This window comes from Ruegeria sp. CG8, from assembly GCF_056537165.1.
Window position 1 is genome coordinate 270941 of sequence record NZ_JBQFRA010000001.1, and the last position, 12836, is coordinate 283776.

At 61.8% G+C, this 12836-nt stretch carries 14 protein-coding genes; 7 read left to right on the plus strand and 7 right to left on the minus strand.

Annotated features, from left to right (window positions below):
• Positions 1-8 precede the first annotated feature (8 nt).
• Genes ACR0EF_RS01295 through ACR0EF_RS01305 form a run of 3 tightly spaced genes read left to right on the plus strand, consistent with a single transcriptional unit; the run spans position 9 to position 2820 of the window.
• Positions 9-851, plus strand: a complete 843-nt coding sequence (locus ACR0EF_RS01295) for a DMT family transporter (protein ID WP_170340558.1) — start codon at positions 9-11, stop codon at positions 849-851.
• Between the two features lie 38 nt (positions 852-889).
• Positions 890-1663: an alpha/beta fold hydrolase gene (locus tag ACR0EF_RS01300; RefSeq protein ID WP_170371704.1), complete on the plus strand. Its 774-nt coding sequence runs from the start codon at positions 890-892 to the stop codon at positions 1661-1663.
• On the plus strand, positions 1660-2820 hold the full coding sequence (locus ACR0EF_RS01305; protein ID WP_170340563.1) for an alpha-D-ribose 1-methylphosphonate 5-triphosphate diphosphatase: 1161 nt from the start codon (positions 1660-1662) through the stop codon (positions 2818-2820). Before ACR0EF_RS01300 ends, ACR0EF_RS01305 begins: the two co-directional genes overlap by 4 nt.
• Here ACR0EF_RS01305 and ACR0EF_RS01310 read toward each other — a convergent pair.
• From ACR0EF_RS01310 to ACR0EF_RS01320, 3 genes are all read right to left on the minus strand, one after another.
• The gene (locus ACR0EF_RS01310) at positions 2817-3884 is read right to left on the minus strand and encodes a 5-(carboxyamino)imidazole ribonucleotide synthase (protein WP_170340566.1); all 1068 of its coding nucleotides are present in this window, start codon (positions 3882-3884) and stop codon (positions 2817-2819) included. The genes ACR0EF_RS01305 and ACR0EF_RS01310 overlap by 4 nt on opposite strands.
• The gene (gene purE, locus ACR0EF_RS01315) at positions 3877-4365 is read right to left on the minus strand and encodes a 5-(carboxyamino)imidazole ribonucleotide mutase (protein WP_093964656.1); all 489 of its coding nucleotides are present in this window, start codon (positions 4363-4365) and stop codon (positions 3877-3879) included. Before purE ends, ACR0EF_RS01310 begins: the two co-directional genes overlap by 8 nt.
• 81 nt (positions 4366-4446) lie before the next feature.
• Entirely contained in the window at positions 4447-4671 is a 225-nt protein-coding gene (locus tag ACR0EF_RS01320; RefSeq protein ID WP_005981552.1) for a YdcH family protein, read from the minus strand.
• Positions 4672-4836: 165 nt separating this feature from the next.
• On the opposite strand from ACR0EF_RS01320, the gene ACR0EF_RS01325 reads away from it, so the two are divergent.
• The 4 genes from ACR0EF_RS01325 to ACR0EF_RS01340 all read left to right on the plus strand — a co-directional run bounded on the left by ACR0EF_RS01325 (position 4837) and on the right by ACR0EF_RS01340 (position 7339).
• Complete coding sequence (locus ACR0EF_RS01325; protein ID WP_093964658.1) at positions 4837-5250, plus strand: Hsp20 family protein; 414 nt, start codon at positions 4837-4839, stop codon at positions 5248-5250.
• Between the two features lie 3 nt (positions 5251-5253).
• A complete protein-coding gene (locus ACR0EF_RS01330) occupies positions 5254-5478 on the plus strand; it encodes a DUF1150 family protein (RefSeq protein ID WP_093964659.1) in 225 nt (74 codons plus the stop codon).
• A 107-nt stretch (positions 5479-5585) separates the two neighbouring features.
• Positions 5586-6473, plus strand: a complete 888-nt coding sequence (locus ACR0EF_RS01335) for a PhzF family phenazine biosynthesis protein (RefSeq protein WP_170371702.1) — start codon at positions 5586-5588, stop codon at positions 6471-6473.
• Entirely contained in the window at positions 6470-7339 is an 870-nt protein-coding gene (locus ACR0EF_RS01340; protein ID WP_170364811.1) for a glycosyltransferase family 10 fucosyltransferase, read from the plus strand. Before ACR0EF_RS01335 ends, ACR0EF_RS01340 begins: the two co-directional genes overlap by 4 nt.
• Positions 7340-7376: 37 nt before the next feature.
• Here the strand turns inward: ACR0EF_RS01340 and ACR0EF_RS01345 are convergent, their stop codons facing one another.
• The 4 genes from ACR0EF_RS01345 to trxB form a co-directional block, all read right to left on the minus strand.
• A complete protein-coding gene (locus ACR0EF_RS01345; protein WP_170369650.1) occupies positions 7377-7934 on the minus strand; it encodes a hypothetical protein in 558 nt (185 codons plus the stop codon).
• Between the two features lie 193 nt (positions 7935-8127).
• Positions 8128-9846: a bifunctional sulfate adenylyltransferase/adenylylsulfate kinase gene (locus tag ACR0EF_RS01350; protein WP_170371700.1), complete on the minus strand. Its 1719-nt coding sequence runs from the start codon at positions 9844-9846 to the stop codon at positions 8128-8130.
• Between the two features lie 195 nt (positions 9847-10041).
• Positions 10042-11733 carry an adenylate/guanylate cyclase domain-containing protein gene (locus ACR0EF_RS01355; RefSeq protein WP_170371698.1) on the minus strand — a complete coding sequence of 564 codons (1692 nt, stop codon included), beginning with the start codon at positions 11731-11733 and terminating at the stop codon, positions 10042-10044.
• 110 nt (positions 11734-11843) lie between these two features.
• On the minus strand, positions 11844-12785 hold the full coding sequence (gene trxB, locus ACR0EF_RS01360; RefSeq protein ID WP_170340585.1) for a thioredoxin-disulfide reductase: 942 nt from the start codon (positions 12783-12785) through the stop codon (positions 11844-11846).
• Positions 12786-12836 lie beyond the last annotated feature (51 nt).

Consider the following 12836-nt stretch of genomic DNA (forward strand, 5'->3'; position numbering starts at 1 on the left):
GGTTGGGCATGCAGCTGTTTCTTCTGACCGCCCTGACAATGTGTGCCTTTGCGGCCAATTCCATCCTGAACCGGTTGGCCGTGGAGAGCGGAGCCAGCGACCCGGCAAGTTTTGCCGTTGTTCGTGTGCTCTGTGGTGCGCTCGTTCTTTGCGCTTTGGTCGTGTCGCGGGGTGGCACCCTGCGGGTGTTCGACAGGCGCCGAGTGATCGGAGCAGGCTCCTTGTCGCTTTACATGGTCGGGTTCTCGGTGGCCTATCTGTCACTTGATGCGGGATTGGGCGCCTTGATCCTGTTTGCGGTGGTCCAGATCTCGATGTTTCTGGCCGGCACCCTGACGGGGGCGATCCCGACTTTTCGACAGGTGGCGGGGGCAGCAATTGCAATGGCCGGATTGGCCTGGGTTCTGTGGCCAGGCGCTGAGGCACGTGTTGACCCGACAGGGGCAGCCTTGATGGCCGCCGCAGGGGTCGGGTGGGCTGCGTATTCGATTGCTGGTCGGTCCGAGCCCGATGCGCTGGCGGGAACGGCCTCGAACTTTGTGGTGGCCCTGCCGGTGACCGCTGGCATTTTGATCGCCGGCGCTCCGGCGTGGAACTTGACCTGGGCGGGTTTGGGGCTGGCGGCCGTATCTGGCGGCGTAACCTCGGGGTTGGGGTACGCCCTGTGGTATCGCCTGCTGCCCCAGTTGGCGCCTGCGGTTGCAGCCGTAGTGCAGCTGAGCGTCCCGGTGATTGCGATCATTGCAGGTGTGGCGCTGCTCGGCGAGCAACTGAGCCTGCGGCTGATGGCAGGGGCAGGGTTGGTTTTGGGCGGTATTGCATTGGCAGTTATGCGCGTGAGGCGGCGCTAGGTCTTTCCTCTCTGAAGAATAGCGATTATCTGGCAGCCATGCGGATCCTGTTTTTCATATTGCTTTTCCTGATGCCGATCGCCGCGCAGGCAAAATGCGTTGTCCTGCTGCATGGGCTTGCCCGGACCGAAGCATCGTTTTCGGTCATGGAGCAGTTGTTCAAGGTGCACGGGTACACCGTTGTGCGGCCGGGTTATCGCTCGACGGATCTTCCGATTCCGGAACTGGCCGACCGGACCATACCCGAGGCGTTTGCGGCGTGCGGAGATGACACCGTCAACGTTGTTGCGCATTCGATGGGGGGTATCCTGTTGCGCTACTGGCTGCAGGATCACCATCCGCAGAATCTGGGCCGCGTCGTCATGCTTGGCCCGCCCAACCAAGGCAGCCAATTGGTCGATGAACTGGGCGATTGGGAAGTGTTCGGTCTGTTGAACGGCCCCGCCGGCCTGCAGCTGGGTACGGGTCCCGAAGGTATTCCGCGTCGCCTGGCACCGGTCGACTTCGAGCTGGGGGTGATTGCAGGCGAGAACTCCTTGAATCCGGTCTTTTCGTCGCTGGTTGATGGACCGGATGACGGCAAGGTCGCTGTCGAAGAAACCAAAGTCCAGGGCATGACCGACCACATCGTGCTGCCGGTGACGCATACGTTCATGATGAACAACCCGCAGGTCATGGCGCAGGCTTTGCACTTCATCGAGTTCGGTGAGTTCGATCCCAACATAACCTGGCTGGACGGTGTGATGGACATCATTGATGAGATCTGCATCGGAGAGGACTGCGCCGAACCCGCCTCGGAACCCACACGATGACCGCATTGGAACTGACCTTTTCCGGGGCGCAGGTTCTGCACCCTGATCGCGGACTTGTCAGTGACGATCTCTCAATCGCGGACGGCTTGATCCAAGAAGGCGGCGGTGCGCCGGTCGTTGATCTGAGCGGCTATCTGGTCCTGCCGGGCATCATCGACCTGCACGGGGACGGGTTCGAGCGTCACATCGCCCCGCGCCGGGGGGCCATGAAGCAGATGGACGAGGGCATCCGCGCCGCCGAGGCCGAACTGGCAGCCAATGGCATCACCACCGCCGTGCTGGCGCAGTTCTACAGCTGGGAGGGCGGCGTACGCGGCCCAAAGTTCGCCGCCGACGTGTTCCGCGCGATCGCGGCGGTGAAGGGCAGCGTGGTCACGGACCTGATTCCGCAGTTGCGGTTCGAAACCCACCTGCTGGATGACTATGCCGACCTGCCGGGGCGCATCGCCGACTGGCAGGTGCCCTATGTCGTGTTCAACGATCATCTGCCCCATGACCGTCTGGCACAGGGACGCACCCCGCCGCGTTTGACCGGGCAGGCGCTCAAGGCCGGTCGCAGCCCCGAGGTGCATCTGAAGATGCTGCAGGACATGCACGCCCGCACCTCCGAGGTTCCCGCCGCGCTTGATGCGCTGTGCGCGGCGCTGACCCGGCAAGGTGTGCGTCTGGGCAGTCATGACGACGCGACGGCAGAGGCACGTTCCCAATGGCGCAAACGCGGCGTGCATATCGCCGAATTTCCCGAAACGCTCGAGGCGGCCGAGGCAGCCAAGGCTGCGGGCGATCACGTCATTCTGGGCTCGCCCAACGTGGTGCGGGGGGGATCGCACAAGGGCAATGTCAGCGCGCTGGATCTGATCGCCATGGGGCTGTGCGATGCGCTGGCGTCGGATTACCACTATCCCAGCCCGCGCAGGGCGGCGCTGATGCTGATGAAATCGGGGTTGCTGGATCTGGCGGGCGCTTGGGCGCTGGTGTCGTCGGGGCCCGCGCGGGTGCTTGGCCTCGGGGACCGGGGGTCGCTGCAACCCGGCAAACGCGCCGATCTGGTCATTCTGGACGCCGAAACGCAGCGCGTGGCGGCAACCATCGCCGGCGGCCGGGTCAGTTTCCTGTCGGGGGATATCGCCGGGCGGTTTGTCGCCGCGGCACGCTAGCGTTTGATCCGGTTGAAATGGCCCATTTTGCGGCCCGGCTTGACCTCGGCCTTGCCATACAGGTGCAGGGCCACGTCGCGCTGTTGCGCAAGCTCGGGTACGCGGTCCATGTCGTCGCCGATCAGGTTCTCCATCACCACATCCGCGTGACGCTGCCCGTCGCCCAGCGGCCAGCCGGCCACGGCGCGGATATGCTGCTCGAACTGATCGACTGCACAGCCGTTCTGCGTCCAGTGGCCCGAGTTGTGAACGCGCGGCGCGATCTCGTTCACGATCAGGCCCTGCGGCGTCACGAACAGTTCGACCCCCATGACGCCGACATAGTCCAGCGCGTTCAGGATATTCGCGGCCAGCAGCACCGCGTCGGTCCGCAGGGCGGGGGACAGGCGCGCGGGCACCGTGGTCGTGTGCAGGATTCCGTCGCGATGCACGTTCTCGCCGGGGTCGAAGCAGGCCACCTGGCCGTCCAGCCCGCGGGCGGCAATGATCGACACCTCGTGACTGAAATTGACGAAGCCTTCCAGAATCGCGGGCGCGCCCTGCATGTCGGCCAGCGCGGTCCGGGCGTCCTCGGGCGACTTCAGCCGCGCCTGCCCTTTGCCGTCATAGCCGAAGCGGCGGGTCTTGAGGATGGCCGGCGTGCCGATCCGTTCGATGGCGGCCTGCAGACTGTCCAGGTCGGTCACATCGGCAAAGGGTGCGGTGTTCAGGCCCAGGCCTTGCAGGAATGTCTTTTCGGTCAGCCGGTCCTGACTGACCCGCAGCGCCTCGCGTCCCGGGCGGATGGGACGGTGCGATTCCAGAACGTCCAGCGCCTCGGTTGGGATGTTTTCGAACTCGTAGGTGATGACGTCGACGGATTGCGCAAAAGCGGTCAGCGCCTCGGCATCCTCATAAGGTGCGGTGGTCACGCGATGCGCCACCTGGCCCGCCGGCGGGTTGGCGCCCGGCTCCAAGATATGGGTCACGAAACCCAGCCGCGCCGCGGCCATCGACAGCATCCGCCCCAGCTGGCCGCCGCCCAGAATTCCGATCACCGCGCCGGGCTGCAAGGGGTTACTCATCGCGGGGCTCCTCGGGGATCGAGTCCGACAGCGCCGCGCGCCAAACTTCCAGCCGGTCGGCCAGGGCTGAGTCCTGCAGGGCCAGAATAGCAGCGGCCATCAGGCCGGCATTGGCGCCGCCGGCCGATCCGATGGCCATGGTCGCAACCGGGAAACCCTTGGGCATCTGCACGATGGAATAGAGCGAGTCGACACCGGACAGCGCCCGCGTCTGAACTGGAACGCCGATCACCGGTACCCGCGTCTTGGACGCCATCATCCCCGGCAGATGTGCGGCACCGCCAGCGCCGGCGATGATCACCTGCAGCCCGCGCTGCACAGCGGTCTTGCCGTACTCCCACAAACGATCCGGCGTGCGGTGGGCCGAGACGATCTTAGTCTCGTAGGCCACGCCCAGTTCGTCCAGTATCTCTGCAGCGCCTTTCATGGTGGGCCAGTCCGACTGGCTGCCCATGATGATTCCGACCTTGATCTCGCTCATCCGCCCTGTTCCCCGCCTGCTTTAGGAAGCGCGCACTATAGTGAAATCCGCTTGCGTGGCAATGCGGTTGACCGCGCCGGATCAAGCGATGATGTCAGGGGTCAGGCGATCCTCGATCAGCCGGATGATATCCTTCAGGCGCAGCTTCTGTTTCTTCAGCCGCTTCACCGTCAGCTGATCGGCAGTGCCGGTCGCCTCGAGCGCCTTGATCGCCTCGTCCAGGTCGCGGTGTTGTTGGCGGAACACCTCCAGTTCGACGCGCAGAACCTCGTCGGTTTTCATCGAAATGTCGGTGGGCGCGTTCATGGGCGACTCATGTGTGGCTGGTGGTGCGTGTTACACAAGATAGTGCGTTCAAGTGAATCCGCCTAGACCTTGTGGAGACACACGTTTCATCCCATATTGTCTTGTGCGCAGCTGCCGTTACGGGGCCGCGCATCACGTCGCTTTGACAAAGAAGGACGAGAAAACGTGTCAAAACTTACTCTTGGCTCATACCCGCATCTTCTGGGGTTCGAGCAGCTGGAACGCCTTCTGGAACGGTCTGCAAAGGCCGGAAACGAAGGGTATCCGCCCTACAACATCGAACAGACGTCGGATCATTCCTACCGCATTACCTTGGCCGTAGCCGGGTTTGCCGAGGACGACCTGTCGATCACCATCGAAGATCGGCAACTGGTGATCCGGGGTCGTCAGCGCGACGACAGCGAGGGGCGCGTGTTCCTGCACCGCGGCATCGCGGCCCGTCAGTTCCAGCGCATGTTCGTGCTGGCCGACGGTGTCGAGGTCGGCGAGGCCATTATGGAAAATGGCCTTCTGCATATCGACCTGACCCGCGCCGTGCCCGAAACCGTTGTGCAGACGATCAACATAAGGAAGGGGTAAGCCATGAATACACCGTATGAAATCAACACCGAAGGCAATCGGATCGTCTATGTGAAGGCTGTGAACGTGGCCAACCTGCCGCACGAGGTGCGCACGCAGGTGGGTGATCTGGATCATCTTTATGCCGTTCACGATTCAGATGGGCAGCAACTGGCGCTTGTCGCCGATCGAAAGCTGGCCTTCGTACTGGCGCGGCAGCATGACCTGTCTCCGGTGGCCGTGCACTGACACGGCCACAGACCGATTCAACGTGACAAGCGGCGCGTGAGGCGTCAAACATGCCACCCGCGGGTTTGCATTCCCGGCACTTTCTGACTGCAGGCACGAGAGGGCGCATGAGCTGGTTCGATTTCGATTGGGTGGATGCTTTCAGCGACACGGCATTCGGCGGAAATGGCTGTGCAGTCGTGCATGGTGGCGCGCATTTGCCGGAAACGGTCTGCACGGCGTTTGTCCGCGAGACGTCTTTGGTAGAATGCACGTTTACCGGCCCATCGGATGTGGCGGATTTTCGAGTGCGGTATTTCCTGGCCAGCCGTGAAATTCCCTTTGCCGGACACCCGACCATTGCGACCGTGGCTGCCATGCGCTCCCGAGGAATGATATCTGCTGACGCACTGACGCTGGAAACCGGAGCAGGGATCGTGTCGATCGAGCTGCATGGCGACCAGATCGAGATGACCCAGATCGCGCCCGAATTCGGCACGCGGGTGCCGGAAGACCTTGTTGCAGCTGCGATCGGCCTACCTGCAAGTGCGATCATTTCGCCGCCGCAGATGGTTTCGACCGGGCTGCCGTTCTGCATTACAGTTCTGCGGGATCACGCAGCCTTGCGCGCGGCACAACTGAATGTGGATGCGCTGCAACGGGTGGCGGAAACTGCCGGATATGCCGGGTCCGACATGGCCGAACCCTTTCTGGTGACCCTGCAGGGGGCCACGGCTCAAGGGGATACGTTCTCGCGTCTGTTGCTGGCGCCGCCCAGCCCGCCCGAAGATCCGTTCACCGGCTCCGCCACCGGCGCAATGGCGGCTTACCTGTGGAAATACGGGCTGATGCCGAAAGACAGCTTTATCGCCGAACAGGGCCACGACATGGGCCGTCCCGGCCAGGCGACCGTAACGCGGGTCGGGCCAACGGATGCGATGACGGGCATCAAGGTTGCCGGGCGCGGGTTCGTCCTGATGCGCGGACAGACCGACCTGCCGGACAGCCTGCAATGACCGAACCTGCGATCGCGATTCTGCCCTATGGCCACCGTCTGGGGCCGAAACTAGCCTCGGTTCCGCTGGCAGATCTGAATTGGCCGCTGGGCTGCCCCGAGCGCCTGTCAGGAAAGACCGTTGGTGACCTCGCGCCCTCCGACCACCTGATCATGTATCCCAATTCCACTGTACACCTGCGCCTGCGACGCGGCACGCGGGCTCGGATATCGCTGATGATGGGCGAGCCATCGGCCATACATGGCAAGCACGATCGGATGCTGCGCTGGACCTGGCGGCGTTTTTTCCGGGTGTTCACCTTTCACGACGTATTGCTGAACAGCCTGCCCAACGCGGTTTTCCTGCCCTACGGCGTGACCCAAGTTCCCGAGTGGCAGGATCTGAGCGTCGTCAAGACGCGGTCATGTTCGCTGATCGCGTCGGCAAAGCGCGATCTGGAGGGGCACCAGCTGAGGCACAGGCTGATCGATTGGGCCCGCGACACAGGCGCTGACATCGACATCATGGGCCGCGGCTATCAGCCGTTCGAGAACAAGTCAGACGGGTTGGCACCTTATCGTTATTCGGTCGTCATCGAAAACGTGCGCGAGAGGAACTACTTCTCGGAGAAGCTGATCGACGCCGTTCTGTGTTCGACAGTCCCGATCTATTGGGGGTGCCCCAATATCGGCGACTTCCTCGATACCGAGGGGATGATCCTGTGTGAAACCGAGGCGGACATCCAGCAGGCCGTGCAAATGCTGTCGGGGGAAGACTATGAAAAACGCCTGCCGTATCTGCGGGCGATGCAACCGCAGGCCGCCATCTATGGAGAGTTCGAACTGAGGGCTGCCGAGGCCCTGCGGGATCAGCTTTCAGCAGGCTGACTGTGCCGCACGCGCGCTTTGGCTGTGCCGGCGTGGGTCAGTGCCGCGAGACACGTTCAAGGTAATCGATCGCGTCCTGCAATTCCTCAAGAATGTCGTACCAGCCATCCACGTCATTCAGCCGGCGGAACTCGGCTTTGACCGAGTCGTGGTGCATCATGTCCTTGGCCTCTTTGAGACTGTCGCGCGCCGAGTCTGGCTCCATGTTGCCGGCTGCGGTCTTGGCCGCATCGATGACCTCAAGGATCTGACGAAGACGGGTCGTGCCGGGCGTCGGCGGAACCGGTGGTACTACAAGCCCCAAAGGGTGATCCTGGGGCGGCGGCTGCAGAGTTTCCAGCGCCTTTTGAATCTTGGCTTTGATCTTGTCGCATTCCTTCACCCAATCCGCGTAGGTGCGGATCGATTTCAGAAGGTCCAGCAGCCAGTCTATGGGGATAAATGGTGTCAGGCCCCCTGCCATAGCCGGCGAAGCCATCAACGCCGGAAGTTGCAACCGGGAAAACTGGGCGATCTTGTAGTCGGCAATTACCGCTGCGCGGTTGTCTCCCGCAAACATGGCTCCGCCATCGTCGGTATTTTTCTGAGTTGCCATATGTTCACCCTCCCAAAGGATGCAGACAAATTATGTCTGCGCAAAATATGCGAAATAGTAGCATTTTTTGGATCAAACGTCGAACGACCGCCAATCTCGCGGACGGAAGGGGGGTGTTCAAAGCAGTGTTCTGGAAATGAAAGACCCCCGGAGATGTCTCCGGGGGTCAGTGTTGACAGCAACTAGCTGTGGCTCAGGATCCGGCAATCAATCCCATGCTTTCCAGCTTCAGCAGAACCTGATGGGCACAGTTGTCCACGTCCACATTCTCGGTCTCGACGCGCAGTTCCGGGTTTTCCGGCACGTCGTAAGGGTCCGAAATACCAGTGAACTCTTTGATCTTGCCTTCACGCGCCAGCTTGTACAGGCCCTTGCGGTCACGGCGCTCGCATTCCTCGATGCTGGTGGCCACGTGAACTTCGCAGAACGCGCCGAACTGCTCGATCTCCTCGCGCACGGCGCGGCGGGTGGTGGCGTAGGGCGCGATCGGGGCACAGATGGCGATGCCGCCATTCTTGGTGATCTCGGAGGCCACATAGCCGATGCGGCGGATGTTCAGGTCCCGGTGTTCCTTCGAGAAGCCCAGTTCCGAGCTGAGGTTCTTGCGGACAATGTCACCATCCAGCAACGTGACGGGACGGCCGCCCATCTCCATCAGCTTGACCATCAGAGCGTTGGCGATGGTCGATTTGCCCGAGCCCGAGAAACCGGTGAAGAATACGGTAAAGCCCTGCTGGTTGCGCGGCGGATAGCGGCGGCGGAGCTGCTCGACCACCTCGGGGAACGAGAACCACTCGGGGATATCGATGCCTTCGCGCAGACGGCGGCGCAGCTCGGTGCCCGAGATGTTCAGGATGGTGACGTTGTCGCGATCCTCGATCTCGTCCGCGGGTTCGTACTGGGCGCGTTCCTGCACATAGACCATGTGTTTGAAATCGACCATCTCGATGCCGATCTCGTCCTGGAATTTGCGGAAAAGGTCCTGGGCGTCATAGGGGCCGTAGAAATCCTCGCCCTGGCTGTTCTTGCCGGGGCCGGCATGGTCGCGGCCGACGATGAAGTGGGTGCAGCCGTGGTTTTTGCGGATCAGGCCGTGCCAGACCGCTTCGCGCGGGCCGGCCATGCGCATCGCCAAGTTCAGCAGGCTCATTGTGGTGGTCGAGGCCGGGTATTTGTCCAGCACCGCCTCATAGCAGCGCACGCGGGTGAAGTGATCGACATCACCGGGCTTGGTCATGCCCACAACCGGGTGGATCAGCAGGTTGGCCTGCGCCTCACGCGCGGCGCGGAAGGTCAGTTCCTGGTGTGCGCGGTGCAGCGGGTTGCGGGTCTGGAAAGCCACGATGCGGCGCCAACCCACCTTGCGGAAATAAGCGCGCAACTCGTTCGGGGTGTCGCGGCGCGCCTTGAAATCATAATGCACCGGCGGCTGGATGCCGGTCACGGGGCCGCCCAGATAAACCTTGCCTGCCACGTTGTGCAGGTAGTTCACGGCCGGATGCGCATCATCATCGGCACCGAACACCTTCTCGGCCTCACGCGATTTGTCCGGGGTCCAGCGGTCGGTAACGGTCATGGTCGCCAGGATCACGCCTTCCTGGTCGCGCAGCGCAATGTCCTGACCCAGTTCGATCTGATCGGCGAAATCTTCGTTCACATCCAGTGTGATCGGCATCGGCCAAAGGCTTCCGTCGGCCAGGCGCATGTTTTCGACGACGCTGTCATAGTCTTCCTGACCCAAAAAGCCTTTGAGCGGGTTGAACCCGCCATTCATCAGCAATTCCAGATCACAGATCTGGCGCGGGGTCAGGTCCCAGCTGGTCAGGTCGGCGGCTTCGACTTTCAGCTTTTGGGCGGACTCATAGGAAACATACAGTTCTGGGATCGGAGCCAGGTTACTCAACATCGTCATCGCAATACTCTTGAGGCAGTGTGGTCAGTCAGTGATTCAGGTGCATTTCCGGGCCATGTGCCCCGGTCGTCAGTCGAAGTCCATATACATTCATGAAACAAAGGAGGATATGCGCGGTTTTTCCCCGGAATGGAAGGTTTTTCCGGGCCGGAACCGAAAAAGCGACGAAAATCCCGCCGGATGGGGACAATATCGTCAACCGGCGACGATCTGTTCTGGTGAGGTCAGAAGTTGGTCCAGATCCAGAGCGCGCTCGACGGGCAGGGCAGGGACGGGCTCGGTTACGCCCCGCAGCTGGAATAGACGCAGGTCAAGGCCATCGGTCTCAAACCCGGCCGCGCGCAGCACGGCTTCCGAGACCAACAGCTCGGCCCCGAGCGCCTTGGTTTCTCCTTCCAGCCGACTGGCGACGTTCACGGCGTCACCGATGATGGTCCGCGCGGCGTGGCCGGCAGCGCCGATTTCTCCCAACACAAGGTCGCCCAGGTGCAGGCCCATGCCGATGCGGATCTCGGGGCTGTTTTCCTGGGACAGCTGCTGGTTGAACTGCGCAAGCGCATGACTGATGTCGATCGCAGCTTTCAGGGCAGAACGGGCCGAGCTGGACGTGTCGGGTGTTTCGAACACGGCCAAAAGGCCATCGCCCATGTATTTGTCGACGACCCCGCCGTCTGCGGTAATGGCTGGAACAATGGCGTCAAAGAACCGGTTCAGCAGGAACACGATGTCATAGGGCAGTTGCCCCGTTGTGCGCGCAGTAAACCCGCGCATGTCCAGAAAAAGCACGGCCAGTTTTCGCTCTTGCCCCTGACTGGCATGTGCCCGCTGACGTCCACCATCCGGCCGGAAAACACGGAAAACCGTCAATGGGCTAGAGGGGCGGACCTGGCAGGCAAGGCGCGTGCGCTGTGTGGCCCCCACGGCTTTCAGGCTGCGGGCTTCGACCTCGCTGGGCGGTGGCAGTGACTCGGCGCCATCCTCGACGATGACACGGCAGGTGGTGCAGCGCCCCCGGCCGCCGCACAGTGCAGTATGCGGAATACCGTTGGCTTGTGACATCTCAAGCAGCGTCATGCCTTTCTCTGAGGTCACTTCTGGCCCATCGACATATCTGACGCGCACCGAGTGTCGTCTGCGCCAAAGCTTGCCTCCGAAATGGAACGCAAGAGCTGCAGCAAGCGCGATCCAGAAGGCCATCAAGGCGTTGTCCTTGACGCTGAACAAAACCTGGAACTCTTCGGGGCCGGGCCAGTTGTAATGCTCGATATACTGTTCGCGTAGATCCGGATCCGCAAAATCCATCCAGATGCGCCGCCCTTCGGTCAGCAAACCGGCCAGGGCAAAGCTTGGGATGAAGACGGCAACTCCGATCAGATAGGGTACGGTTTGGCGCCACCACGAAGTCAGTCGCAGCCAGATATGCAGTCCGATGCACCCGTGTATCCAGACGATCAGCATCAGCAGACTTTGCATCCAGATGGCCGAATTTGGCCACATCAGAATGATGATGTAGCCCATCTCGTCATTCACGTCGAAAACCTGATGCGCATAGCGTGTTTGGACGATGTGCGAGATCAGTTGCAGCGGAATGAGAAGGCCAAGAACGATCTGCAGGCCCGTATGAAAAGGCATTCGCAGGGTTCGGCGCTGGGCGATCGACACCAATGCCAGACCTGCATGTACGATCAGGGCAAGATACAGGACAGCGCTGCCAATCGAATGGCGCGTGACCGTTTTCCGAGAGTTCTGCATGTCATGCAGGTAGTCGGTGTGAAACAGCCCCAGCCCGATATTGATGAAGTGGAAGAAAGCAAAGACAAACAGCACAAGACCACTGATGATCCTGAGACGGGTCGCCCAACTGCCCTGCCAAAGGGGGGTGTTCAAAAGATCACCTGAAATCTGCCGCGCTCGGGGCAAGTCTGCTTTGCTGCGCGGTGCGGGTCAAGGTGCCAGAGGAGGGCGGTACGCAGCGCCGAAGACGCTGCGCGTCGCGGTCATTCCTGTTCGGCAAGGAACCGTTCGGCATCCAACGCCGCCATGCAGCCCATTCCGGCCGAGGTCACCGCCTGCCGGTACACATGGTCGGTCAAGTCGCCGGCCGCGAACACGCCGGGGATCGAGGTCTGCGTGGTGCCGGGCTTGGTTTTGACATACCCGCCCATATGGGTTTCCAGCACGTCCTTGACCAGTTCGTTGGCAGGTGCGTGGCCGATGGCGACGAACACGCCCTTGCAGGGGATCTCGGTGATTTCGCCCGTCTTGACGTTCTTCACCCGCACGCCTTCGACGCCCAGCGGGTTATCGGTGCCAATCACTTCCTCCAGCTGGTGGAACCACAGCGGCTCGATCTTGTCGTTCTTGAACAGGCGCTCCTGCAGGATCTTCTCGGCCCGCAGCTCGTCCCGGCGGTGGATCAGTGTGACCTTGCTGGCGAAATTGGTCAGGAACAGCGCTTCTTCCACGGCGGTGTTGCCGCCGCCGATTACCACGATCTCCTGTCCGCGATAGAAGAACCCGTCACAGGTGGCGCAGGCCGAAACACCGAAGCCCTTGAATTTCTCTTCCGACGGCAACCCCAGCCATTTGGCCCGTGCGCCGGTCGCCAGGATGACCGCGTCCGCAGTGTAGACAGTGCCGCTGTCGCCCTTGGCGGTGAAAGGACGCTTGGACAGGTCCAGGTCGTTGATGATGTCGCCGATCACCTCGCAACCCATGGCCTTGGCGTGATCCTGCATGCGCACCATCAGGTCGGGGCCTTGAACTTCGGTGTCGCCCGGCCAGTTTTCGACCTCGGTGGTGGTGGTCAGCTGGCCGCCCGGTTCGATGCCCTGCACCAGAATCGGGTTCAACATCGCGCGGCTGGCATAGACGCCCGCAGTGTATCCGGCAGGCCCCGATCCGATGATCAGAACCTTGGTGTGTCGTGTCTCGGCCATGGAACCCCCACTCGATTATTGCCTGAGCGCCGTCGTGGGCGCCGGGCTTCG

Coding starts and splice junctions, on each gene's coding strand:
- ACR0EF_RS01340 (WP_170364811.1), top strand. CDS start 6,470: ATGACCGAACCTGCGATCGCGATTCTGCCCTATGGCCACCGTCTGGGG.
- ACR0EF_RS01300 (WP_170371704.1), top strand. CDS start 890: ATGCGGATCCTGTTTTTCATATTGCTTTTCCTGATGCCGATCGCCGCG.
- ACR0EF_RS01345 (WP_170369650.1), bottom strand. CDS start 7,934: ATGGCAACTCAGAAAAATACCGACGATGGCGGAGCCATGTTTGCGGGA.
- purE (WP_093964656.1), bottom strand. CDS start 4,365: ATGAGCGAGATCAAGGTCGGAATCATCATGGGCAGCCAGTCGGACTGG.
- ACR0EF_RS01310 (WP_170340566.1), bottom strand. CDS start 3,884: ATGAGTAACCCCTTGCAGCCCGGCGCGGTGATCGGAATTCTGGGCGGC.
- ACR0EF_RS01295 (WP_170340558.1), top strand. CDS start 9: ATGCAGCTGTTTCTTCTGACCGCCCTGACAATGTGTGCCTTTGCGGCC.
- ACR0EF_RS01350 (WP_170371700.1), bottom strand. CDS start 9,846: ATGACGATGTTGAGTAACCTGGCTCCGATCCCAGAACTGTATGTTTCC.
- ACR0EF_RS01320 (WP_005981552.1), bottom strand. CDS start 4,671: ATGAACGCGCCCACCGACATTTCGATGAAAACCGACGAGGTTCTGCGC.
- trxB (WP_170340585.1), bottom strand. CDS start 12,785: ATGGCCGAGACACGACACACCAAGGTTCTGATCATCGGATCGGGGCCT.
- ACR0EF_RS01305 (WP_170340563.1), top strand. CDS start 1,660: ATGACCGCATTGGAACTGACCTTTTCCGGGGCGCAGGTTCTGCACCCT.
- ACR0EF_RS01335 (WP_170371702.1), top strand. CDS start 5,586: ATGAGCTGGTTCGATTTCGATTGGGTGGATGCTTTCAGCGACACGGCA.
- ACR0EF_RS01330 (WP_093964659.1), top strand. CDS start 5,254: ATGAATACACCGTATGAAATCAACACCGAAGGCAATCGGATCGTCTAT.